21 protein-coding genes are annotated in these 23,224 nt (G+C 46.9%); 13 read left to right on the top strand and 8 right to left on the bottom strand.

What is annotated here, in order from left to right:
• Nucleotides 1-296 precede the first annotated feature (296 nt).
• Nucleotides 297-746 carry a c-type cytochrome gene (locus tag AYW76_RS05965; RefSeq protein ID WP_231872558.1) on the top strand — a complete coding sequence of 150 codons (450 nt, stop codon included), beginning with the start codon at nucleotides 297-299 and terminating at the stop codon, nucleotides 744-746.
• Between the two features lie 66 nt (nucleotides 747-812).
• Here the strand turns inward: AYW76_RS05965 and rep are convergent, their stop codons facing one another.
• The 3 genes from rep to AYW76_RS05950 all read right to left on the bottom strand — a co-directional run bounded on the left by rep (nucleotide 813) and on the right by AYW76_RS05950 (nucleotide 5,449).
• Nucleotides 813-2,861: a DNA helicase Rep gene (gene rep / locus AYW76_RS05960; RefSeq protein ID WP_067031221.1), complete on the bottom strand. Its 2,049-nt coding sequence runs from the start codon at nucleotides 2,859-2,861 to the stop codon at nucleotides 813-815.
• Nucleotides 2,862-2,945: 84 nt separating this feature from the next.
• Nucleotides 2,946-4,391: an ArnT family glycosyltransferase gene (locus AYW76_RS05955; RefSeq protein ID WP_231872557.1), complete on the bottom strand. Its 1,446-nt coding sequence runs from the start codon at nucleotides 4,389-4,391 to the stop codon at nucleotides 2,946-2,948.
• A complete protein-coding gene (locus AYW76_RS05950) occupies nucleotides 4,388-5,449 on the bottom strand; it encodes a glycosyltransferase family 2 protein (RefSeq protein WP_082866130.1) in 1,062 nt (353 codons plus the stop codon). The genes AYW76_RS05955 and AYW76_RS05950 overlap by 4 nt, the downstream gene beginning before the upstream one ends.
• A gap of 135 nt (nucleotides 5,450-5,584) precedes the next feature.
• Here AYW76_RS05950 and AYW76_RS05945 point away from each other — a divergent pair, with 135 nt between their 5' ends.
• Together AYW76_RS05945 and AYW76_RS05940 are read left to right on the top strand one after the other, a co-directional pair.
• Nucleotides 5,585-6,280: a response regulator transcription factor gene (locus AYW76_RS05945; RefSeq protein ID WP_082866129.1), complete on the top strand. Its 696-nt coding sequence runs from the start codon at nucleotides 5,585-5,587 to the stop codon at nucleotides 6,278-6,280.
• A complete protein-coding gene (locus tag AYW76_RS05940; RefSeq protein ID WP_067217096.1) occupies nucleotides 6,261-7,532 on the top strand; it encodes a sensor histidine kinase in 1,272 nt (423 codons plus the stop codon). The genes AYW76_RS05945 and AYW76_RS05940 overlap by 20 nt, the downstream gene beginning before the upstream one ends.
• 40 nt (nucleotides 7,533-7,572) lie before the next feature.
• On the opposite strand, the gene AYW76_RS05935 is transcribed toward AYW76_RS05940, so the two are convergent.
• The gene (locus AYW76_RS05935; protein WP_067217093.1) at nucleotides 7,573-8,487 is read right to left on the bottom strand and encodes a bile acid:sodium symporter family protein; all 915 of its coding nucleotides are present in this window, start codon (nucleotides 8,485-8,487) and stop codon (nucleotides 7,573-7,575) included.
• Nucleotides 8,488-8,790: 303 nt separating this feature from the next.
• Between AYW76_RS05935 and AYW76_RS05930 the strand changes: the two genes are divergently transcribed.
• From AYW76_RS05930 to AYW76_RS05910, 5 genes are read left to right on the top strand one after another with little or no spacing between them, the layout of a single operon-like run.
• A complete protein-coding gene (locus AYW76_RS05930; RefSeq protein ID WP_067217091.1) occupies nucleotides 8,791-9,687 on the top strand; it encodes a Fe(3+) dicitrate ABC transporter substrate-binding protein in 897 nt (298 codons plus the stop codon).
• 8 nt (nucleotides 9,688-9,695) lie between these two features.
• Nucleotides 9,696-10,697 carry an iron chelate uptake ABC transporter family permease subunit gene (locus AYW76_RS05925; protein WP_067217088.1) on the top strand — a complete coding sequence of 334 codons (1,002 nt, stop codon included), beginning with the start codon at nucleotides 9,696-9,698 and terminating at the stop codon, nucleotides 10,695-10,697.
• Nucleotides 10,694-11,653 carry a Fe(3+) dicitrate ABC transporter permease subunit FecD gene (gene fecD / locus AYW76_RS05920; protein ID WP_067217087.1) on the top strand — a complete coding sequence of 320 codons (960 nt, stop codon included), beginning with the start codon at nucleotides 10,694-10,696 and terminating at the stop codon, nucleotides 11,651-11,653. Before AYW76_RS05925 ends, fecD begins: the two co-directional genes overlap by 4 nt.
• Before the next feature lie 2 nt (nucleotides 11,654-11,655).
• Complete coding sequence (gene fecE, locus AYW76_RS05915; protein WP_067217084.1) at nucleotides 11,656-12,426, top strand: Fe(3+) dicitrate ABC transporter ATP-binding protein FecE; 771 nt, start codon at nucleotides 11,656-11,658, stop codon at nucleotides 12,424-12,426.
• Nucleotides 12,427-12,468: 42 nt separating this feature from the next.
• Nucleotides 12,469-14,571 carry a TonB-dependent siderophore receptor gene (locus tag AYW76_RS05910; RefSeq protein WP_067217081.1) on the top strand — a complete coding sequence of 701 codons (2,103 nt, stop codon included), beginning with the start codon at nucleotides 12,469-12,471 and terminating at the stop codon, nucleotides 14,569-14,571.
• 147 nt (nucleotides 14,572-14,718) lie between these two features.
• On the opposite strand, the gene AYW76_RS05905 is transcribed toward AYW76_RS05910, so the two are convergent.
• On the bottom strand, nucleotides 14,719-15,294 hold the full coding sequence (locus tag AYW76_RS05905; protein ID WP_156489034.1) for a hypothetical protein: 576 nt from the start codon (nucleotides 15,292-15,294) through the stop codon (nucleotides 14,719-14,721).
• A gap of 313 nt (nucleotides 15,295-15,607) precedes the next feature.
• On the bottom strand, nucleotides 15,608-17,125 hold the full coding sequence (locus tag AYW76_RS05900) for a YifB family Mg chelatase-like AAA ATPase (protein ID WP_067217076.1): 1,518 nt from the start codon (nucleotides 17,123-17,125) through the stop codon (nucleotides 15,608-15,610).
• Between the two features lie 68 nt (nucleotides 17,126-17,193).
• Here AYW76_RS05900 and AYW76_RS05895 point away from each other — a divergent pair, with 68 nt between their 5' ends.
• Nucleotides 17,194-17,409 (top strand): TIGR02450 family Trp-rich protein, encoded by a 216-nt coding sequence (locus AYW76_RS05895; protein WP_067031255.1) that lies wholly within the window; start codon nucleotides 17,194-17,196, stop codon nucleotides 17,407-17,409.
• A 12-nt stretch (nucleotides 17,410-17,421) separates the two neighbouring features.
• Here the strand turns inward: AYW76_RS05895 and AYW76_RS05890 are convergent, their stop codons facing one another.
• On the bottom strand, nucleotides 17,422-17,667 hold the full coding sequence (locus tag AYW76_RS05890) for an accessory factor UbiK family protein (RefSeq protein WP_082866139.1): 246 nt from the start codon (nucleotides 17,665-17,667) through the stop codon (nucleotides 17,422-17,424).
• 459 nt (nucleotides 17,668-18,126) lie between these two features.
• Between AYW76_RS05890 and glnK the strand changes: the two genes are divergently transcribed.
• The 4 genes from glnK (at nucleotide 18,127) to radA (ending at nucleotide 22,916) form a co-directional block, all read left to right on the top strand.
• A complete protein-coding gene (gene glnK / locus AYW76_RS05885; protein WP_067031261.1) occupies nucleotides 18,127-18,465 on the top strand; it encodes a P-II family nitrogen regulator in 339 nt (112 codons plus the stop codon).
• A gap of 39 nt (nucleotides 18,466-18,504) precedes the next feature.
• Entirely contained in the window at nucleotides 18,505-19,767 is a 1,263-nt protein-coding gene (locus tag AYW76_RS05880) for an ammonium transporter (protein WP_067217070.1), read from the top strand.
• A gap of 139 nt (nucleotides 19,768-19,906) precedes the next feature.
• Nucleotides 19,907-21,451, top strand: a complete 1,545-nt coding sequence (locus AYW76_RS05875; protein ID WP_067031267.1) for a carbon-nitrogen hydrolase family protein — start codon at nucleotides 19,907-19,909, stop codon at nucleotides 21,449-21,451.
• Between the two features lie 79 nt (nucleotides 21,452-21,530).
• Complete coding sequence (gene radA / locus AYW76_RS05870; RefSeq protein ID WP_067031270.1) at nucleotides 21,531-22,916, top strand: DNA repair protein RadA; 1,386 nt, start codon at nucleotides 21,531-21,533, stop codon at nucleotides 22,914-22,916.
• On the opposite strand, the gene AYW76_RS05865 is transcribed toward radA, so the two are convergent.
• Nucleotides 22,913-23,206 carry a DUF1289 domain-containing protein gene (locus AYW76_RS05865; RefSeq protein WP_067217068.1) on the bottom strand — a complete coding sequence of 98 codons (294 nt, stop codon included), beginning with the start codon at nucleotides 23,204-23,206 and terminating at the stop codon, nucleotides 22,913-22,915. The two genes, radA and AYW76_RS05865, sit on opposite strands and share 4 nt — an antisense overlap.
• Nucleotides 23,207-23,224: the final 18 nt, after the last annotated feature.

The raw sequence follows: 23,224 nt of genomic DNA, 5'->3' as shown, positions 1-23,224 counted from the left end.
TCTAAGTAGTACTACTTAAAAACCGCCACTTGAAGCATTCTACTAGCCCCCGAAAAACACACAGTTCGATAACTTTAAGCGCCATTGAGTTTAAAAGAACTGTCTATAAGTTTTTATACGTGTGATTGTTCAGCGAGCTACTATGGCTCTGCCCCATGAAATTAAAGCTGTTTTTTTGACCTAGAGCGGTGTTTGTCCAACTTTCGTGCTAATTTGGTTTCGACAAAAAACAGGGCTGGTTATACTGCGCCACTGAAACATCTCAACTGGCCTATTTTGGATCGAGGAAAATCATAGTGAGTTCGCTGATCAAAACTTTTAGTCGCAAACTGTTCACTCTAATGAGTATCGCTGGTGTTGCCGCGTTGATGAGTTCAACAGTGAGCGCGATCGGACAAAGCCCTGAAGACATTGCGGCTCGCGTTGCCCCTATTGGAAATGTGTGTATCTCTGGCGAAGAGTGTGAAGTGTCATCTGCCGCCGCGGTTGCCGCGAATGATGGTCCACGTTCTGGAGAAGCGATTTACAATCAATTCTGTACCGCGTGTCACTCCGTGGGCGTGGCGGGTGCACCGAAGTTTGGCAACGCTGGTGATTGGGCACCTCGTGTCGCAAAAGGCTTTGATTCAATGATGAGTAATGCCATCAATGGTATCAATGCAATGCCACCTCGAGGTACATGTACGACATGTTCGGATGATGAGATCAAAGGGGCAATTGAGTACATGGTCGACAACAGCCAATAAGCCTGCGGTTAGTACGAAAAATGGAGGCCGCGGCCTCCATTTTTTATGTCATCGTATTATTCGTTTCTATGAATTAAGCATGGCTTTTAGTGCTGACAACGAGGCCTTACCCTGCTCTTTCTTCTGGGCGGCACTCTCATCGCCTCGACCTTCCCAGACTAAGTCTTCCTCTGGTAGCTCATCCAAAAAACGGCTAGGTAAACAATCTATTTCTTCACCATATTGACGACGTTTAGATGCCATAGTGATACACAAGGTACTTTTGGCACGCGTGATTCCCACATACGCTAAACGACGCTCTTCTTCAATATCATCGCTCTCTATGCTGTTGCGGTGTGGCAGCAGTTCCTCTTCGCAACCAATCAAAAATACGTGTGGGTACTCCAAGCCTTTAGAAGCATGCAGCGTCAGCAGCTGAACTTTGTCTTCGTCTTCTTCTTCCTCTTGACGTTCCAGCATATCAATCAGCAGTAGCTTGGAAATGGCATGATCCAGCCCGGCATCTTCGTCTTCTTCCCATGCAGATTCCATCATGCGCTGAATCGATTCAATTAAGAAACGTACGTTTTCAATACGGCGCTCTGCGGCTTTCGGCGACCCCGCTTGTTCTTGTAACCAACCAAAGTAATCCATGTCATGAATCATTTGCTCTATGACAGGGACTGGCGAGCCTTTATGCAAACTCTGACGTAAGCGTTGAATCCAAGACTCAAACTCCCTTAAGCTGCGCAGTGGATTCCCAGTCACTGTTTCATCTAGTGCTTTATCGCCCGCCGCCTCAAACAAACTCACATGCAATTGATTGGCGAGATTCCCCACTTTCTCGAGCGTGGCAGGTCCGATTTCTCGGCGTGGCAAATTGATCACACGTAAAAACGCATTGTCATCGGCAGGGTTCACCAACAAACGCAAATAACCCATTAAATCTTTAATCTCCGCACGGGAGAAAAACGACGTGCCACCGTTCATTTTGTAAGGAATACGATACGCCTGCAGTTTGATTTCCAGAAGGCGAGCTTGATGGTTACCGCGATAGAGAATGGCAAAATCTTTGTAGGGAATATTGTGGCGTAAATGACGCGACTGTATTTCCGCGGCCACACGCTCAGATTCCGAGTCTTCATTACGCGTTACCATCACCCGAATGGGATCACCAATGCCCAAGTCCGACCAAAGCGCTTTGTCATACACGTGGGGATTATTAGCGATCAGGGTGTTGGCCGCTTTCAAGATGGTTCGGGTAGAACGGTAGTTCTGCTCCAGCTTAACCAGTTTCAAGTTCGGATAATCGACTGATAATTGCTCTAGATTTTCTGGACGAGCACCACGCCATGCATAGATCGACTGGTCATCATCCCCTACAAGGGTAAAACAGCGCCGAAAACCCGCCAACTGACGAATCATTTCATATTGGCTGGCGTTGGTATCTTGGCACTCGTCGACCAGCAAATAGCGCACTTTCTTCTGCCATTTATCACGCAAAGGCTCGTCTGAAATCAGCAGACTGACCGGCAACAAAATCAGATCATCAAAGTCCACCGCATTGTAAGCGCGAATGTAGCGTTGGTACTGACCATACACTTGGGCCGCCAATTGAAGCTCTTCAGTGTCGGCTTGGGTAAGGGCTTCTTGCGGTGGGATCAGATCATTCTTCCAATTGGAAATCGTATGCTGACAATAGTTTGCCGCATCCATTTGACCGTTGAACTCTTTATCCAGAATTTCTTTGACCAGTGCCAAGGCATCTTGTGCATCAAACAGTGTAAAACCTTCTTTAAGTCCTGCCTTTCGATACTCCTTGCGCAGAATATTCAGACCTAAGTTATGGAACGTTGAAATGCTGAGGCCACGACTTTCCTCTTTACTCAACATACTCACAACACGCTCTTTCATTTCGCGTGCTGCTTTATTGGTAAAGGTCACGGCCACAATGCTGTTGGCTTTGAAGCCACAGGTCTGAATCAAATAGGCGATTTTGGTGGTGATTACGCTGGTTTTACCTGAGCCAGCCCCGGCTAACACCAACAGTGGCCCATCAATTTGCTTAACCGCCTCGAGCTGGCGCTCATTTAAGGTTCGCATGCGTTGGCTGATTGAAGGAAGAGACTGACTCATGAGTGGACACCAGTAATTCGTAAATAGGTGGCTATTCTACACCAGTCAGTTCTTTCGCATCATACTATCTGTTAATCGATCCGGTTAATTCGTATCAAAGTGACCTGCTAGGCTACGATGACTCAAGCGAGAGCATTCGAATAATATTCGTCCCGAAGGTGAATCAAAATCTTGATTGCAGCTCAACTTTTGTTGGTGAACGAAGTCGTTCAGTTCCTCTTTTTTACCGATCAAATAAAAGTGTGATAGATCTGCTAACACCTCATTATCGGTAAGAATCTTAGCCTGCCCATGACTGTAAAATTGTCCCGAGAAAGGTCTTTCTTTCAAATAGTAAACAGGGTCTTCATCGTTGATCTGATCAAACACAATCCGATCGCTACGCGTATCGGCTTTACCCATATTTAAAACCAACATCATAATCATCAGTAACACAGGTAAAATCATGGCCACGCCAGAAAACCACTTTGTATCACGCTTCTTAATGAACAATGCGATCAGGAGTGCCAAAGCGGGCACGCCGGGTAAAACATAAGCAGGTAAAATATTCCCCGCCATGGTGAACAGCAACAGTGGCGAGAGCAACCATAACAATAAAAAGCTTAACAACCCTTTATGCTGATACTCAAAGGTGCTTATTTGCGCACGACGGCGCCACGCCAACACAGGAAGCACAATTGACCAAGGGAATGCGGCTTGCAGCCAATATAACCAAATCATCCCACGTGGACGGTCGTGCGCAGAACCGTATAGGTCCCCTTGCCAACCACTGACGACAAAGCGTTTAAAATGCTCACCAATTAGGAAATAATCTAAGAATCCTGGTGTCGCGGCTTCCGCCATCAAGTACCATGGCAAAGCGATCGCCAGCATCAATATACAGCCTGTTACAATAGGAAAGCGCTGCCAAAGTTCTTTCCAAGCACCGATCACACCATGTTGCCACATCAACCAAGGCATCACCGTCATACCCATTAAGACCAACACCAAAGGCCCCTTCGCCAGCAAACCACACGCGAGCCCGATAAAACTAACATAGCCCCACCAGCGACTGTTCGGACTGTCTTGCAACCACGCTAAATAAAAACCAATCATGGCAATCGTGAGCGATAAAGTCAGCGCCATGTCCGTCATCACAGCGCCTGCTGCAATGGAAAAAATGCCACAGGTAGCCAACACGACGGCCGCAATAAGTGCATTAATGCCTAAGCGACGAGCGACCCAAGCGATCAGCAAAATCGTTGCCACACCCGCTAACCAATGCGGGGCACGTACGGCAAACTCATTCAAACCAAACAGTTTAATACCGTAGGCGCTCATCCAAGTGAATAACGGCGGTTTTCCCCAGAATGGCACACCGTAATCAAATTGCGGGGTTAACCAGTTGCCCGTTTCAACCATGAGCCGCGCCATTTCGCCATAGCGCGCTTCTGTTGTGTCCATTAATGGATACGTCGCAAGAGAAATCAAACGCAGCAATAATGCAAAGATCAGTAACAACCATAAATGGTTTCGACGTAGGCTCATCATGATACTTTCTCCATTAAGGAGACAGACGCGTCTTCTACAACCTTAGTCGCCGAAACAGGCTGTTTTTCATGTATGGACTGAATCAGATACAAAGGTCTTTGCTTTACCTCCACAAAGATGCGACCTACGTACTCGCCCAGTAAGCCGATCGATAAAAGCTGCACGCCAGCTAGACCAAGCATCACCACCATCATTGAGGGATAACCGCTGACCGGTTCGCCAAACATCAGTGTTTTAACGATAATCCACAGACCAAAGCCGAACGACAGCAGTGCGCAGCCGGCGCCGACAAACGTGGCAAGACGAAGGGGTCTGACTGAAAAAGAAGTCAGTCCGTCCATTGCTAATCCCAGCAGTTTAAAATAGTTCCATTTTGTTTCACCGCAAAAGCGCGCATCACGCTCAAACATCAGCGTTGTTTGCGTAAACCCTGGCCAACTGAATAACCCTTTCATGTAACGATTACGTTCAGGCAAGGCATTGATATGGCCCACAACCCGAGCGCTTAACAGTCGAAAATCTCCCACGTTTTCCGGAATGTCGAGCGCTGCTAAACGATTCAGAAGTTTATAAAACGTCGCCGCAGAAAAACGCTTAAGCCAGCTTTCACCCTGTCGCGAACTGCGCTTCATATTCACCACATCAGCGCCATCACGCCACGCCTGTAGCATATCGGGTATCAACTCTGGCGGGTCTTGTAGATCAGCGTCGATTAAAATAACGGCTTGGCCTTTGGCGTGCTCTAACCCTGCGCACATAGCAAACTCTTTACCAAAGTTACGGCTTAAAGCAATGCAACGTATAGAGCTAGTGGTTGATGGGAAACTCTGTGCCACCATCAAGCTAGTATCACTGCTGCCATCGTCCACATATAAAATTTCGCAGTGCTCAGGCAAAGCATCCAATACCTGCGTTAAACGGCGATGAAACTCGGGCAATACCTGCTGCTCATTATAAAACGGTACAATGACCGATAAAATTGGAGCAAAATGACGTATTGGGTGTGATGAACGCTCGCCTTCACTAACGTAATTCACCGTCTTTTTAATCACTGACATGGGCTTAGCCTGCTTTACTATTGGATAATGCCTGCAGTGTATGTGGGGCGCTGTGAAGAACTTGTCATTGACGTTTTTTTCACGCTTTTTCAGCGATAATGATGCAATGGCATGCGCATAAATGAGGTTACTACTGTGCAACGAGCACTACTGATCGAAGACAATCGAGACATAGCAGGTATGCTGTTTGATTTCTTTGAATGCAATAATATGGAACTCGATTACGCCGACAATGGCGAGCTGGGCCTGAAGCTTGCTTTAGAAAATACCTTTGACATCATTTTACTCGACCTAATGCTACCAAGGCTTGATGGCGTGACAGTTTGCCAAAGACTGCGTGATGCAGGTATTAGTACCCCTATTTTGATGCTAACAGCGCTCGATAGCCGCGAAGATGAACTGCGCGGGCTCGATGTCGGCGCGGATGATTATCTAACCAAACCATTCGATTTAGATATTTTGTACGCGCGCGTGCAAGCATTAATCAGACGCCATTCAGGACATGTCTCGACCAGTGTTCTTCGCTATGGCGATATCAGTATCCATTTGAAAAGCGGTAAGGCTTACCGGCAAGAGAAGCTGCTTGCACTCACCCCATCAACCTTTACCATTTTAAAAATGCTCGTGTCTCAAGCGCCAAATTTGGTGACGAAAGAAGACATTGCCTATCAATTATGGCAAGACGAAAAGCCCAATAATGATGTTTTACGCAGTCACATTTATCAACTTCGTAGCCAGCTAGATAAGCCTTTTGAAAGCAATATCTTGAAAACACAGCCAAAAATTGGCTTCTACCTAGAGGTCAACTCTGATGACAGCCCTGTTTCGTAACGCAAAAAGTATGACTTCCCGTCTGGCACTTTTTTTTACCATGGTGGCCATCATCATCGGGATTTTTTGTTTGATATTAATCAGCGCGGTATTGGCTTGGTCTGAAGATCGTGTGGGAGAGCGACGCATCATGGTTGATAAACGAGAAGCCATTCAGTTTTTTATTTCTCATCCCAATGCAACATCCATTCAATTAGACCCGCTCACCATTGCTTACAACGGTTTGCAGACAGCGCCTAAGGCTATCCAAGCTTACCTTTCAGAACACACCTCTTTTCTCGGAGAAGTCGGATACGGTGAAGACTCAAGAATGCTGTACATGTCAAATTACATCCAAAATGGCGAGGATAAACGCTTGGTATTAGTGTCTCGCATTGACGAGATTGAGATTACTCATCAGGAATATATCAATGTCATGGCGATCGTTCTCGGCTTAGTGGCGGTACTCATTGGTTGCTTTACTGCTTTGTTAACGCGACTGTCTAAAAGCCTAATCACACCGATCAATCAGCTCTGTTCTCAACTTGAACAACATCAGGGAGATACAAAACGGGTTTTCAAGGTAACCAAAGAATCGGCGCAAGAGTTCCAAACACTGGCAGAGACATTGAATCAATATCGTTCAGATATCGATTCCCTAGTAAAGCGAGAGCAGGCCTTTGCACGCTACGCGAGCCATGAATTGCGCACGCCGTTAACTATTATGAAAGGTTCGAGCAGCTTACTTGCGCGAGAAGCCAATAGCCCTTTTTCAAAACGTCAATTGACTCGTATTCAAAGTGCTACCGAAGACATGCTCACTATGGTTGATGCGTTGCTCAGCTTAGTACGCTATGAGAAAAGCGCTCAAAACACGCCCTTGAATTCTGTTTCAGAAACCGACCTACAAACCATTATTGATAAAAACAAAGCACAGGCCGAGGCCAAACAGCTGCGTTTAGAAACTGACGTGACTGGGTCCCCAGTGATTAAAGCCTCTCATGCGGTATTAGATATTGTCGTCGGCAACCTTATCCGCAACAGTATCGCTGCATCCAATACCGGCAGCATTTATATTTATATGACCGAACACTGCATCAAGGTATGCGACGAAGGAGAAGGCTTTAACCCTTTAAAAGAAAGTACCGGACACGGTTTAGGGCTGTTGATCGTACAAGATCTATGTCGCCGCTATGATTGGCAATTCTCGATTAAAAATCAGAACAAGGTTGGCTGTGAAGCAACCGTCATATTTAATGAGCCTGCAAAATAAGCGAAATTCTCCGCCTACTTTACAGGACATTCAAAGCGATTTACTCAGTCGCCTCTTTGATCGGTTTTTTGCTCCAATAACTGGCCAATAGCGATCCTGATATATTATGCCACACACTGAATATGGAGCCAGGCAAGGCCGCCGCAGGTGTAAAGAATTTAACCGCCAGCGCTGATGCTAAGCCTGAATTTTGTAAACCGACTTCAAAAGCGATGGTTCGACAAACTTTTTTATCGAACCCTAACCATGCAGTGACCCAATATCCCAAAATTAGACCCGTTGCATTATGCAATATCACCGCGACAGCAACCAATGCGCCCACAGAGGCAATTTTGCCAGCACTCAACGCCACCACAATGGCAATAATAAAGACGATGGCAAACATAGAAACATACTTGAGTGCAGGTTCAATTCGACGTACTAAGCCATGGGCTAACGTATTAAGTAATACTCCAATGGCAACCGGTACCAGCACAATTTTCACCAAACTAAGCAGCATTGAACTGACCGGGACATCCACAGAGGTACCGATCATCCAAGCCACCAGTAAGGGTGTGAACACAACCCCTAGAAGGGTTGAAATAGCCGTCATGGAAATCGATAAAGCCGTATCCCCTTTCGCTAAATAACACATCACATTGGATGATGTGCCACCCGCTACACTGCCTACCAGTAGCATGCCTACCGTCAGCTCACTATCAAAACCAAACAGTGTTGCGATCAGCAAAGCCGTAATCGGCATCACCAAAAACTGTAGCAGCACGCCCACGCCCACTGCTTTAGCGTTTTTACCTACGGCTTTGAAGTCTTTTGGGCTCAGCGTTAATCCCATGGCTAACATGATGACCATCAGCAACGGCAAAATATAACCTTTAAAATCGACAAACAATGTTGGCTGCAAATAAGCCATCACCGATAACAACAGCGCCCACAATGGGAAAAGCTGAATAATCATGAATACACTCCTATGTATTTTTATTAGGTTCGTAGCGTTTTTAGGCCACTCAACATGACTCCGTGATGCGATAGAAGCATCATTTCAGTAGAGAGCCACAATGCCCAGAATGTATAGAGCCAATCTTTCAATGTCTATGCCTTAATAACCACACATTGCCCTTTTGTATGACAGCTTGCACCGGTAAGAACAGGCTTTTGACATTTTTCTACTCTGACCGATAAAAATTGAAATAATATTGCCTTTCAAATAATTTTGATAAGCATTATCATTATCTAATACTTTATTAAAGACTCATTTACCATGCTTTTATCTGTTATTAAACGCCTAACCACCACTCTGTGTACGTTGATGTTCATGTCGTCTGCTTATGCTGTGACTGTCCAAGACAGTAAAGGCACGTTCACTCTAGACCATACCCCTCAACGTATTGTCGTTTTAGAGTTTTCTTTTGCTGATGCGCTGGCATCGGTCGGCGTGGCTCCCATCGGGATTGCCGACGATAAAGATAAAAGTCGCGTTTTACCTGCCGTTCAACAGGTCATTGGTGACTGGCAGTCGGTTGGTACTCGTTCTCAGCCCAGTCTTGAAGTCATCGCTTCTTTAAAACCTGATCTCATCATCGCCGATATTTCCCGCCATGAATCTGTTTATGACGATTTACAAAAAATCGCGCCGACACTGATTTTACCCTCTCGTCGCGAAACCTATTCTGACAATTTAAAAGCCGCCAGCATCATTGCCAAAGTCGTGGGTAAAGAGCAGGAAATGACGGATCGTTTGGTCCAACATCAGCAATTTATGGCCCACATAGCGCAGCAGTTACCCGATCATGCCATATTACAATTTGGCGTTGCACGAGCGGATGCACTGTTCCTTCATACGGACGATTCCTATACCGGTGGTGTCATTCAGGCATTAGGGATGCAAACCCCCGTCTCTGATCGCGACGACTCTGCGTATCGTCAAACCAGCTTAGAGCAGCTGGTCGCTTTAAATCCTGAATATTTAATTGTCGGACACTATGCCAACCCCAGTATTGTCGATAACTGGAGCAACGAGCCACTTTGGACCGTTCTAACGGCCGTTCAAAATGATCATGTCTATCGCGTCGATCCTAATATCTGGTCTCGCTGCCGTGGCATTTTAGCCGCCGAACACATAGCAAACGATCTACTTCAAATCTTCTCTGAGCAATAGCCCTAAACATGTCTCACCTCTTTCGGTCAGTCAGCCTTGGCCTGTTTCTGTGTCTAGGATTGCTGCTAATCAGCTGGTGGAATCTATTTGCTTGGTCGGTTGTTCCCGTCAGTGGCGCAGATGTTTTGCATGCGTTCACAAGCTTTAATGACCAGAGCATAGCCCATCGTATTGTGCTGGATTTACGTTTACCGCGTCTGCTTACCGCGTTGCTAGTGGGCGCTTGCTTGGCCTCTGCTGGGACGATTATGCAGGGGCTCACACGTAATCCGCTGGCAGCGCCATCGGTATTAGGCGTTAACGCAGGTGCCGCGCTGGGCATGGCGCTGGTGTCGACACTGCCTTTTTTATATGGAGCACTCAGTACCTCTATTGCCGCCATGTTGGGTGGCGGCGTTGCTTGGCTGCTGGTAATGCTTCTAGGCAGTGCCTGGCGTGTCGGTGCGAATGAACACGGTCGTTTGGTGTTAGCTGGCGTGGCCATTTCAGCCTTGTGCGCCGCGTTAACAAAAGCCGTTGTTATCATGGAAGAAGATCAAGCCGCAGGAGTGATGACTTGGTTAGCAGGCAGTCTTGCCGACGCTCGCTGGCAAAAGTGGCAAACGTTTTGGCCCGTCGCATCCATCAGCCTTATCGGCGCTCTAGGCCTTGCACCATCGTTGAATGTATTGCAACTCGGCGAAGATAATGCACGTAATCTAGGCATCAATTTGTTGCGCAGCAAATTGTTCGGCAGCCTACTGGTGCTGATGTTAGTCGGCGCTGCCATCAGTGCCGTCGGCAGTATCGGCTTTGTCGGATTGATCGTGCCTCATATTGCGCGATTAATGTTTGGCCAAGATTTTCGTTTGTGCCTACCTGTTGCCATGATCATCGGTGCGCTCTTAGTGACGCTGGCAGACACCTTAAGCCGTGCTGTTACTTATCCTATGGAAACTCCTGCGGGTGCCATTTTGGCATTGATTGGGGCGCCTTTCTTTATTTATCTGGTTCGAAAACGCACCCTATGACTGCGCAACGTTTTTTCCCATTCGCTCTGATTATGTTGTTTGCTTTAAGCCTCGCCAACCTTCTGTTTGGTGCCGTTTCGCTCTCTCTTCACGATATTTGGCAAGGCTTGTTTGTCGGCTCTGAACAGCATTTCACTGTGTACGAATACCGTTTACCGCGTCTCTTTTTAGCAATTTTGGTCGGAGCAGGACTGGCGCTGTCCGGCGCATTAGTACAAGGCGTGATTCGCAATCCACTGGCTTCCCCCGATGTGCTTGGCGTCAGCCACGGCGCAGGTCTAGCGGCGGTCTTTTACATGACCTATTTCAACGGTGCATCGACTGAATGGTTACCAGAAGTGGCCTTAAGTGGCGGTCTCTGCGCGGCATTGATCTTGTGGTACTTATGCGGTGCCCACAGCAGTGCCATCAAACTTGCGATCACCGGTGTGGCACTCGCCGCTTTTTGGGCCAGCTGTATCGACTTTTTGATGCTGACAAAGCCGCTGGAAATTAACAATGCCTTGCTTTGGTTAACGGGCAGTTTATGGGGTCGCAGCTGGCCTCAACTACAAGCCTTACTCCCTTGGTTTGTACTCGTGCCGTTCGCCCTAGGCCTAAGTAAGTATTTAAATGTGCTCGATCTGGGTGATGACAGCGCCAACAGTCTAGGCGTGTCGCCACAATCTGTGCGTTTGTTGTCGTTGGCGATCGCCGTCGCATTAACCGCCGCTTGTGTCTCAGTATGCGGACCAATTGGCTTTTTAGGTTTAGTAGCTCCCCATTTAACCCGCAAACTCGTGGGCGGTCGTCACCAATCATTGTTACCTGCCACTATGCTAACAGGCGCCTGCTTACTTTTAGCCGCAGACCTAGCTGCGCGTACGCTAGCCCCACCGATTGAATTACCGGCCGGCATCTTAACCGCCATTATTGGCGCTCCGTATTTCCTATGGCTATTGTTGAGGATGAAATAACGATGTCCCTAAGCGCTCACCAACTGAGTGTTGGCTATCATGGTCACACCATTGTGAAAAAGATGGACCTAACCCTACCCGATGGCCGTTTTATTGCTTTATTAGGTCCCAATGGCTGCGGCAAGTCGACCTTATTGAAGTGCTTTGCACGCATCTTACCGGCGATGTCTGGAGAAGTGAATTGGCAAGGACAAAACCTGCACCATTATCCATCTAAACAACTCGCCAAAGCGCTCGCGTTGTTGCCACAAACACAACCGATCCCCGAAGGCATTAAAGTAAAAGATCTCGTGGCGTATGGCCGCAGTCCCTATACTGGTTTTTGGGGCAAACTCAGCACTCAGGATCATCAGATTGTTGAGCAAATGATGCAGCAAACTGGAACCTACGAGCTGCGCGACCAACTGGTCAGCGAATTATCCGGCGGCCAGCGTCAACGTGTATGGCTTGCAATGGTATTGGCGCAAGACACGCCCTACCTACTGTTAGATGAACCCACGACGTATATGGACATTAACCACCAAGTGGAATTGATGCATCAGCTGCAAGCGCTCAACAAACAAGGCAAAACCATCATTACGGTGCTGCACGATATCAACCAAGCAGCACGTTATTGCGATCATCTCGTGGTGATGAAAGCCGGTGAGCTGAAATACCAAGGCTCCCCTGAGGAAGTACTCACTTCCGCCATGCTCAAAGACGTGTTTAGCCTCAGTGCGCAAATCCACCAAGATCCCGTTTCCGGCACCCCCATGTGTGTCGTGGAAGACTAATATTTCGCCCTTTAATCCCATTTTATTAAACAAAAAGGTCTTATGAACTATCCGATCATTTCCTCTAGCCTATTGTTACTCTCTTTACCGCTCATCGCCGCGCCCAATAACAGTAACAATACAAGCCAAAATCAGCCATTGGATACGCTGATTGTGACAGGTCGCGCCCTGTCACATTATAAAGAAGACGCTGTCAGCATTGGCACACGTACGGATACGGACATTGATAGAACACCACAGTCGGTACAAGTACTGACAAATACATTGATTGAGGATCAAGCGGCTCATCAAGTAACTGACCTGTATCGCTCTATTTCAGGGGTATCACAAGATAACGTCTCCACAGTGACGTTCCGTGGTTTTCACCAAGATGAGCAACTCTACGATGGCATGCGCGGTAACCCTTACAAAGGGTTCTTCACTGTTCCTCAACTAGTCAATGTCGAAGAAGTGCAAGCCATTAAAGGCCCTGCTGGTGCCTTGTACGGTGCCGGTGAACCCGGTGGCGTGATCAATTATGTCTCCAAGAAACCCACTTACGAACAAGAAAACTTTGTAAAGCTTGGCGCGGGCAACAAAGACTATCACTCAGAGCAACTGTCTAGTTCAGGCCCAATCAACGCTGATGCCAGCCAGCGTTACCGTCTCTCTTTATATCAAGATAAAAGTGGCTCTTATCGCAACAATGTCGACCAAGACAATCAAAACATCGATCTTGGTTATGCTTGGGATATTTCCGACGATTCATCGCTCACTGTGCAATACACGAATATTGATCAAACACTCCATGGTGCTCGCCTGCGTGGCATCCCTACAGACGATGACGGCAACTTCTTAGCGGACGACTCATGGAATGCCAATGAACCTGGTGATCACCAAGCATTAGATGCCGAGACGTTCCAAGCTAAGCTTGAACAATATTTAACGCAGGATGTTTCTTGGGACTTGGGGCTGCGCTACTTTAAAGGTGAAGAGACTCAGAAGTACCATGAGTCACGTGGTTTAACCGATACTGATAACGACGGTGTAGACGATGCTATCCGTCGCCAATATCGTGACCAGCTGCGTACCAATGAAGGTGTCACACTATCGAGTAACCTAGTGTTTGATTTGAACGATCATACGATCTTAGTCGGAACCGATTACACTCGTAATACCTATGATTACCTGTACTACCGCACTAATGATCCGGACACTCTGAGCCTTGCAACCCCTGTTTATAACGCTGATGTGAGTCAATATGATCTGGCATTGCGCACTGATAGCCAGACGGTTTCACAACAGTTAGGGCTACTCCTTCAAGACCAATGGGCGGCTACTGATCGCTTGGACTTGGTGGCTGGGGTACGCTTAAATCATTTTGAAGAAGACTTTACCGATCATCGTAATGCGTCCAACGATGCCAATTACTCAGACCAAGGTATGGATACGCGCTTAGGTGCTACTTACCAATGGTCAGACAATATTAAGCCTTATACATCGTTCTCGACTGGCTATCAGCCGCAAAGCGCTAGTGACCAGCAAGCCTCTGTAGGCGGCCCGTTTGATCCTGAACAAAGCCAACAAATGGAAGCCGGTGTGCGCACCTACTGGCTCAACAACCGTTTAAACGTAAATCTGGCGGTTTACCATATCGAGCATGAAAACGTCCTTCAGGAAGACCCAAATGACAGCGACATGAAAATCGCATTAGGCAAAGTACGCAGCCAAGGTGCAGAAATCGATGTATTGGCGGACATTACCGATCGTTGGGTGGCGAACTTGAGCTACGCTTACAACGATACCGTCATCAAGCAAGATAACGAAGACGGCATTCAATTTTCCGCAGGCGACTCGCGTCGGTTCTCAAACTCCCCGCTGCATCAGCTAGGCCTTTGGACCCGTTACGATCTTCCTAGCCTATCCTCATCTGTGTCGGTAGGCGCTGAGTACGTTAGCGAACAGTACAACCGTGATCATCAAAAAGTGAAGCCTTACACCGTTTACGATGCTACATGGCAAACTCAAATTGACGCCTGGACATTACAAGCCACCCTTAAAAATCTAACTGATGAAGTCTACGCAACCTCCGGTTTTAACCGTAATATCGGTTCGAACTTAGGTGAGCGTCGTCGTGTTTACCTAAGTGCACAGTACGATTTTTAATCTTTATCTTCATTCGCAGCGCGGGATGTAAGTCCCGTGCTGCGGTTTATTCAACTCATCCGCTTTTTAGCTTTAATAAGGACTAACTCTCTATATTTAAATAGATATACACAATATCAGCTCAGTGTTTCATCTACATCTGATTTTTTAAATTGGTGCGACATTACATCTACTTATTATTTCATCAACAACAGCAATCATTAAATCTTCAGACACTAAACTTTTGTCATTGTCAACTCTAAAACCGTTAAAGAAAATTACAAACAACTCTTCATCGCTTGCGACTGACCAAAAACTAATCATACTGCGATTCTCTTTTAACTCTGCTCTCCAAAGCGATATTTTTGAAGGGTTTCCCTCCCATATTCTATTTTTAGAATGCAACAAGGTAACTTTATGAAAAAGCTCTTCCACCCACATTTTTTCATATTCGTTGTGAGAACTTTCAACTACCTCTTTCTTAGAGGTTTCTTGAGCAGAGTTTTGGAACAAAATAGAGTGATGTTCTAACCTAATAACGCCTATAGTGATCGATATTATATTTTCATCATCTATAATCTGAAAATCATATTTGATGTCATTACCATACTTGGTTTCATTAACACTGACTGTTTTATCGCTAACTGTTGATATTTCACAAAGCATAGTCGATTGTGCACGCACCAAAAGACTTGATGATAGAAGAAGAAAAATGCAACTAAATTTTAAAATACGGTATAACACAAAATTATCCTATTAGAAGATTGATAAAAATAAACCAAACTTAAATTTATATTAATAATCGCAATAACCACTATTAATTAACACCAATTTCAATCCCCCCTCCATCTACTCTATATAAAAAATCTCAATATTTAATGCTCGGAAGCATGTGAATAAGTCAGCCAAGTTCTTTCGAATACACGAATAAAAAATCAAGCAGCACATCGAATAGAAAATTGTAGCTTCGCTATTTTTAGTGTTTCGTAAGACACTATATCAACCGTTATCTCTAGGAGTAATGTACGACTTATACCGCACGCTACTCCTAATGAAATCATGCCCCACCGACGACCGTCGCCAGCATTTTTTCCATTTTGCGGTAACTTAAAGACTCCATAAGATGCTTTCGTGCAACATCAACACTCTCCAAATCCGCTAACGTCAAGGCGACTCGCAATACTCGATGATAAGCCCTTGCTGATAGCTTTAAGCGCTCTAACGCTTGTTGCATAAACAGCTTATCCGATTCACTCAAGGCACAAATACGCTCCAGTTCACGACCGCTTAATTGAGCATTTTGCACGCCTTGCCGCGCTCGTTGACGTGCAACGGCGGCTTCAACCCGTTGGCGTACCGCTGAGCTAGCCTCACCCATTTCACTTTGGTTCACCAAGACATCTGTTGGTAACGGCGGCACTTCGACGTGTAAATCAATGCGATCTAAAAAAGGGGCGGAGAGTTTACGCAGGTATTTCTGACTGGCACTGGATTGGTAATAGTCTTGTCCACCACTATAGGCTTCATTGCTCGCATTCATAGCGGCCACCAGTTGAAAGCGCGCGGGGTAACTGACTTGGCCACGAGCACGTGATAAGTGAATTTCACCGTTTTCTAATGGCTCACGCAGCACCTCTAACACCTTACGGTCGAATTCCGGTAGCTCGTCTAAGAACAATACACCCCGATGACTTAACGAGGCTTCTCCCGGTTTCGGAATGGACCCTCCGCCAACCAACGCCGCGGCTGAACTCGAATGGTGCGGACTGCGAAAAGGACGCTCTGACCAATGCCAATCCGTGCCCATTTTACGGCCTGAGACAGACTGTACCGCAGCGACTTCAAGCGCTTCAGGTTCCGTCATACGCGGCATAATCCCAGGCAAACGAGAAGCCAGCATGGTTTTACCCGTACCAGGTGGTCCAACGAATAACAAATTGTGCCCGCCCGCCGCCGCTACCTCTAACGCTCTTCGAGCTTGATACTGCCCCTTTACATCCGCCATGTCGCGATGGCCGATGACGTCTTCTACAAACACCTCTTCGACTTCACAGCGTTGTAGAGTGGACAGTTTCATCAGCGCCGCGGTCACTTGCGTCAGATGATGAGCAAAAAAGATCTCATGATCTACTAATCCTGCTTCATTACGGTTATCTGCAGGCACAATCATTTTTCGTTGCGCCTCTTTGGCTGCCATCGCCGAGGGCAAGACACCGGGGATACCACGTAAATCACCAGATAGAGCCAGTTCTCCGACAAACTCGGTATCACGTAGCTCTATTTCTCCGAGTTGTCCCGATGCCAATAAGATGCTGATAGCTATCGCCAAATCATAACGACCACCCTCTTTTGGCAAATCGGCAGGTGCCAAATTGATGGTAATACGGCGCAAAGGGAATTCGAATTTGCTGTTAATGATCGCACTACGCACTCGATCTTTGGCTTCTCGCACGGCTGCTTCCGGCAATCCGACGATATTTAACGATGGCAGACCATTAGAAATGTGCGTTTCTACGGTCACAAGCGGAGCCGATACACCCACACGGGCACGGCTATAGATTGTTGCTAGGCTCATAATCACTCCTTGATATGCCCAGTACATCCAACTTCTAATCTCACACGTATCTATATGAGGAGGTACTTATGACCAAAAAGTTGAACCCTAATAAATTGTTGCTCTCAAAATGGACATCCACTGTTCCAAAAAATAAAGAAAAGCATTTTATCGTTACCCGCCTCGATCGGGATGAAGACGAGGTGGTAATCGATATCGTCCTTGAAGCAGTGTACACCAAGAATACTTACCAACTACCTTGGCAAGCATTGCTTGATGATCTCTGGCAACAAGGCTGGCACTAAATTTCTGACAGACTACTTGTCCTCAGTTTGCTCTAACTCGGCGAGGCGCGCTTCCAGTTGCGCCAGTTTCTCACGATACTTTTGTAACATTGCTGCTTGTACTTCGAACTCTTCACGGGTGACTAAATCCATTTTAGTCAAAGTGTCTTTTGCTACTTGCTGAAGTTGAAGTTGAATTTCTTCAGCAGGAAGCTTACCCAGTGTACCTGCCGCTTGTTCTAGGCCAGAACCCAACTGTTTAATAAATTGATCAATCATGACGCGCTCTCTCATTTAGAGTATTTCCATTATTATAAAATGCCGCCCCCCCTTCTGTCTTTACACAATTCCGTCAATTACCAGATCTATCATTTGCGTTGTTAGGGTGCACTTGATACGGCGATCGAACAGTTTCTGTTCGCCATTTTATTAACCGTGCCCAGCATTAGGGCAGTTAAATTGGCTGACTTTCCAAGCAAAACAATCAAATAGTTCTATAAGAGCGCTAAAAAAAACCGTCCCATAAGGAATTACGCACCACCATAACGCACAGCTATGTATTTACTGTCTTGCTCACTAAGCGGTGCAAATGAGTACGTTCTTGCACGTTTCCCCTCTACCCCTTACCAGACAAGGCTTTACGAGGTTTTCTTCGCGTAATTTTAAAGCTGGCACACATATTGAATATACCCAGTTACCTGCGATACGACATCAGACTTAACTAAGGAGACTGTGGGTATGAAGCTTATCACTGCCATCATCAAGCCATTCAAACTGGATGATGTTCGCGAAGCACTTTCTGAAATCGGTGTACAAGGTATCACCGTGACAGAAGTTAAAGGTTTCGGACGTCAAAAAGGTCACACAGAACTTTACCGCGGTGCGGAATACGTTGTGGACTTTCTTCCAAAAGTAAAAATTGAGCTAGCCATTGCTAAAGACATGGCCGACCAAGTAGTAGAAGCCATCTCCAATGCTGCCAACACAGGCAAAATCGGTGACGGTAAAATCTTCATCGTTAACCTTGAGCAAGCGGTTCGTATTCGTACCGGCGAGACTGGGGAAGACGCAGTGTAATCACTGCCAGAATCTTACAAGCCTTTAGGGGGGCGAAACATGCAAGATCAAATTTTTCACTTACAATATGCCATGGACACCTTTTACTTCTTGGTGTGTGGCGCACTGGTTATGTGGATGGCAGCGGGTTTCGCGATGCTAGAAGCAGGCCTAGTCCGTTCGAAAAACACCACGGAAATCCTTACTAAGAACGTCGCGCTGTTCGCGATCTCTTGTATCATGTACTTGGTTTGCGGTTACGCGATCATGTACGGCGGCACATGGTTCTTATCGGGTATTCAAGACGTAGACGTAGCGTCTACATTGACTGACTTCGCTGGCCGTGAAGGTGGCTTTGAAGGTGGTGCTATCTACTCTGGTGCATCGGATTTCTTCTTCCAAGTCGTCTTCGTTGCAACGGCAATGTCTATTGTTTCCGGTGCTGTCGCTGAGCGCATGAAGCTATGGGCTTTCCTAACGTTCGCAGTGGTCATGACAGGTGTTATCTACCCACTGGAAGGTTCTTGGACTTGGGGCGGCGCTGATGTCTTCGGCATGTTCAACCTAGGTGACATGGGCTTCTCTGATTTTGCCGGTTCAGGCATTGTACACATGGCCGGCGCATCCGCTGCACTAGCAGGTGTTCTGGTATTGGGTGCTCGTAAAGGCAAATACGGTCCAAACGGTGAAGTGCGTGCGATTCCAGGCGCTAACCTCCCACTAGCAACATTGGGTACTTTTATCCTTTGGTTGGGCTGGTTCGGTTTTAATGGCGGTTCGGTACTGAAACTTGGCGACATCGCTAACGCTAACTCTGTTGCCATGGTGTTCCTAAACACCAATGCGGCCGCTGCCGGTGGCGCCGTTGGTGCCCTTATCCTAGCGCGTATTCTGTTCGGCAAAGCCGATCTTACAATGCTTCTAAACGGTGCGCTTGCAGGTCTGGTTGCGATTACAGCGGAACCTTCTACACCTTCCGCTTTAGGTGCAACACTGATCGGCGTTGTGGGTGGTCTGATTGTTGTGGTATCAATCCTAATGCTAGATAAGCTAAAAATTGATGATCCAGTCGGTGCTATCTCTGTTCACGGTGTGGTGGGACTTTGGGGTCTACTGGCTGTGCCACTTACCAATGACGGCGCTTCATTCGGCGGTCAAATTGCAGGTGCACTGACGATCTTCGTATGGGTATTCTCTACAAGCCTAGTGGTTTGGTTAGTCATCAAAGCCATCATGGGTATTCGTGTTACCGAAGAAGAAGAGTACGAAGGCGTTGATATCTCAGAATGCGGTATGGAAGCGTATCCAGAGTTTAAAAAATAATCCCTCACGATTATGACTTCTCCTTGGAAAACCCTCGCTTAGGCGGGGGTTTTTCATCTCTGGCATTTAACTATTCCTGCAATTTTGTTATCAAAGTCGTTATAGTCGTAGTATCGATAGAACCTATTTTGGAGACTGTATGCTAGAAGATCTACATTTGAAGATCCGCAACTTAACCTTGGACGATTACCCTCAAGTCAAAGCACTCATGGATCGTGTCTACCATGATATTGGTGGCTCATGGCCAATGCATACTATTAGTAAGCTTATCAAGGACTTACCGGATGGTCAGATTTGTCTCGTTGACCACGATAAAATTGTGGGCATGGCTCTATCCGTAAAAGTAAATTATCAGCGCTTTAGTAACCCACATACTTATGATGACTTAGTCGATCAGCGCGAGCGTATTCATCATGATAATGAAGGCGATGCATTGTATGGCTTAGACGTTTTGATCGACCCAGACTACCGTGGATACCGATTAGGTCGCCGCTTATACGAAGCGCGTAAAGAGCTGTGCCGCCAAGAAAACTTAATTGCCATTCTTGCCGGTGGACGTATTCCGAATTATTACCAACATTCGGATGAAATGACGCCAGCGGAATATTTAGAAGCCGTGGACAAACGCAAAATCTACGACCCTATTTTGACGTTCCAACTTTCCAACGACTTCCAAGTCACACGCCTATTGACCAAATATCTTCCTGAAGACGAAAAGTCTCGCGGCTACGCCACCTTACTAGAGTGGAAAAACATCTTCTACGAGCCAGAAAAAAACACCGTGCTGGAGTATCGCAAAACTCAGGTACGCATCGGTGCAGTCCAGTGGCAAATGCGTGAAGTCGAAAGTGTTGAAGAGCTACTTAAGCAAGTTGAGTATTTCATTGATGCCTTGTCGAGCTACAAAAGCGACTTTGCCCTATTCCCTGAGTTCTTCAACGCGCCATTAATGGGCTTGGCGCCAGACCAAACCAACCAAATGGAAGCCATTCGTTTCTTAGCGTCTTTCACAGAGCGCTTTGTCAGCGAAATGTCTCAGTTAGCCATCAGTTATAATATCAACGTCATCACTGGCTCTATGCCATTGGTGGAAGACGATATTATGTACAACATCAGTTACTTATGCCGTCGTGACGGTACCATTGAAGAGCAACGCAAGATTCATATTACGCCGCATGAGCGCCGTGACTGGGTCATTGAAGGGGGTTACGAAGTCCGTACCTTTGACACGGATGCAGGCCGTATCGGCATCTTGATTTGCTATGATGTCGAGTTCCCAGAGTTGGCACGTCACCTTGCTTCGCAAGATATGGACATTCTGTTTGTACCATTCTGGACAGATACCAAAAATGGCTACTTACGCGTACGCAGCTGTGCTCAAGCGCGCGCCATTGAAAACGAGTGTTATGTTGTCATCTGTGGTAGCTGTGGCAACTTGCCTCAAGTAGAAAACTTAGACGTACAGTACTCTCAAGCTGCGGTGTTCTCGCCATCAGATTTCTCATTCCCGCACGATGCCGTGATGGCAGAGACGACGCCAAACACTGAAATGCTGATGTTCTCAGATTTGGACTTAGACAAGCTAAAACTGGTTCGCAGCGAAGGCTCAGTGAATAACTTAAAAGACCGTCGTCTAGACCTATACAACATCGAATGGAAAACCAATACACCTAGCACAGTATGATAATATGCTAGCTATTAAGTGAACTTTCAAACGGCCGTTGAAGCAATTCACGGCCGTTTTTATGGATAGGAAAACAAACATGGCCAAAGCGAAAACCGCGTTTGTCTGCAATGAATGTGGTGCGGACTATTCTAAATGGCAAGGACAATGCCAAGCCTGCGGTGCCTGGAACAGCCTGCAAGAATTCAAAGTCAGTGCCAGCAAAACTCCTGCCCGCATCGCCGCGGGTCAAGATTCTGGACGCAAAGGCTACGCCGGTGCCACAACAGGTATCCAAGACCTATCCGAAGTTGACCTTGGCGATGTGCCGCGCTTTAGCTCTGGTGCTAGTGAATTTGATCGTGTACTGGGCGGCGGTTTAGTCCCCGGTGGGGTCGTGTTAATTGGTGGTCACCCTGGTGCAGGTAAAAGTACCCTGCTACTGCAAACTATGTGTTGGTTAGCGCAACAACAAAGCGCCATGTACGTCACCGGTGAAGAATCCTTACAACAGGTAGCCATGCGCGCCCAGCGTTTAGGACTGCCCACTAAAAACCTAAAAATGCTGTCTGAAACCAACGTCGAAGGCATTCTGTCCGTCGCTGATCAAGTGAAACCAAGAGTCATGGTGATTGACTCCATTCAAGTCATGCATCTAGACGGTATCGAATCGGCCCCTGGTAGTGTTTCTCAAGTTCGTGAAAGTGCGGCGGTTTTAACCCGTTTCGCCAAACAAACGCAAACCTGTGTCTTGCTGGTGGGCCACGTTACCAAGGACGGCACTTTAGCGGGACCAAAAGTACTGGAGCATATGGTGGACTGCTCAGTGTTATTAGAGGGTACCGAAGACTCCCGCTTTCGTACATTACGCGGCATGAAGAACCGTTTTGGTGCCGTCAATGAGCTGGGGGTTTTCGCCATGTTAGAAAACGGCTTACGGGAAGTAAAAAACCCAAGTTCGATTTTCTTAAACCGCTCCAACCATCCGGCTGCTGGCAGCTTAGTGATGGTGGTATGGGAAGGCACACGCCCCCTTCTGGTCGAATTGCAAGCCTTAGTCGATGACTCTGCATTAGGTAATCCTCGACGTGTGACAGTAGGTTTCGACCACAATCGCTTATCGATGCTGTTGGCGGTACTGCATAAACACGGTGGTTTAATGACGGCCGATCAAGATGTGTATTTAAACGTTGTTGGCGGTGTCAAAGTACTGGAGACCTCTGCCGACCTAGCGGCAATCGCCGCTGTCGTGTCCAGCTTTCGAGATCAGGTACTACCACATGATTTGGTCGTGCTTGGCGAGGTCGGATTGTCGGGAGAGATTCGCCCTGTTCCATCCGGGCAAGAGCGTATTAGCGAGGCGGCTAAGCACGGTTTTAAACGGGCCATTGTGCCAAAATCAAACTGTCCCAAAAAACCAATCGAGGGTATGACAGTTATCGGTGTGGAACGTTTGTCGGAAGCTTTAGAAGCGATTTTTGGTTAGTTCTGTGGGCTAACAGGGGTGGCGAAGAGGTCTTGTATGTCTTCGCCCTCCATGCCATAAGGCAAGTCTTTATCATTCATACTGTTTAAGCGCTCTTGCTTAGCCTTAATAATCCGCTGCCAACGACTACGACATAATTGAATAACCTGCCGCTTTTGCACATCATTGAATTCATGCCAATGAAAGCGTTCTTCACGACTGCGCAGGCACCCTTTACAGTACCCTTTAGAGCTACTTTGGCAGATTCCGCGACACGGGCTTTCGATATAAAATAGCTCTATCTGCTCCATCCTCACTCCTCTGCTAAG

It is taken from the genome of Marinomonas gallaica, assembly GCF_001639745.1.
Lineage (GTDB): Bacteria > Pseudomonadota > Gammaproteobacteria > Pseudomonadales > Marinomonadaceae > Marinomonas > Marinomonas gallaica.
Note: the sequence above shows the minus strand (reverse complement) of the source record. Positions and strands in the feature narration are given on the sequence as shown.

Bases quoted from the DNA above. Each gene is read 5' to 3' on its own strand.
- AYW76_RS05935 (WP_067217093.1), bottom strand. From the start codon at position 8,487: ATGATTATTCAGCTTTTCCCATTGTGGGCGCTGTTGTTATCGGTGATG.
- AYW76_RS05900 (WP_067217076.1), bottom strand. From the start codon at position 17,125: ATGAGCCTAGCAACAATCTATAGCCGTGCCCGTGTGGGTGTATCGGCT.
- AYW76_RS05940 (WP_067217096.1), top strand. From the start codon at position 6,261: ATGACAGCCCTGTTTCGTAACGCAAAAAGTATGACTTCCCGTCTGGCA.
- AYW76_RS05865 (WP_067217068.1), bottom strand. From the start codon at position 23,206: ATGGAGCAGATAGAGCTATTTTATATCGAAAGCCCGTGTCGCGGAATC.
- AYW76_RS05880 (WP_067217070.1), top strand. From the start codon at position 18,505: ATGCAAGATCAAATTTTTCACTTACAATATGCCATGGACACCTTTTAC.
- AYW76_RS05925 (WP_067217088.1), top strand. From the start codon at position 9,696: ATGTCTCACCTCTTTCGGTCAGTCAGCCTTGGCCTGTTTCTGTGTCTA.
- fecD (WP_067217087.1), top strand. From the start codon at position 10,694: ATGACTGCGCAACGTTTTTTCCCATTCGCTCTGATTATGTTGTTTGCT.
- fecE (WP_067217084.1), top strand. From the start codon at position 11,656: ATGTCCCTAAGCGCTCACCAACTGAGTGTTGGCTATCATGGTCACACC.
- AYW76_RS05890 (WP_082866139.1), bottom strand. From the start codon at position 17,667: ATGATTGATCAATTTATTAAACAGTTGGGTTCTGGCCTAGAACAAGCG.
- AYW76_RS05910 (WP_067217081.1), top strand. From the start codon at position 12,469: ATGAACTATCCGATCATTTCCTCTAGCCTATTGTTACTCTCTTTACCG.
- radA (WP_067031270.1), top strand. From the start codon at position 21,531: ATGGCCAAAGCGAAAACCGCGTTTGTCTGCAATGAATGTGGTGCGGAC.
- AYW76_RS05955 (WP_231872557.1), bottom strand. From the start codon at position 4,391: ATGATGAGCCTACGTCGAAACCATTTATGGTTGTTACTGATCTTTGCA.
- AYW76_RS05875 (WP_067031267.1), top strand. From the start codon at position 19,907: ATGCTAGAAGATCTACATTTGAAGATCCGCAACTTAACCTTGGACGAT.
- glnK (WP_067031261.1), top strand. From the start codon at position 18,127: ATGAAGCTTATCACTGCCATCATCAAGCCATTCAAACTGGATGATGTT.
- AYW76_RS05950 (WP_082866130.1), bottom strand. From the start codon at position 5,449: ATGTCAGTGATTAAAAAGACGGTGAATTACGTTAGTGAAGGCGAGCGT.
- AYW76_RS05895 (WP_067031255.1), top strand. From the start codon at position 17,194: ATGACCAAAAAGTTGAACCCTAATAAATTGTTGCTCTCAAAATGGACA.
- rep (WP_067031221.1), bottom strand. From the start codon at position 2,861: ATGAGTCAGTCTCTTCCTTCAATCAGCCAACGCATGCGAACCTTAAAT.
- AYW76_RS05930 (WP_067217091.1), top strand. From the start codon at position 8,791: ATGCTTTTATCTGTTATTAAACGCCTAACCACCACTCTGTGTACGTTG.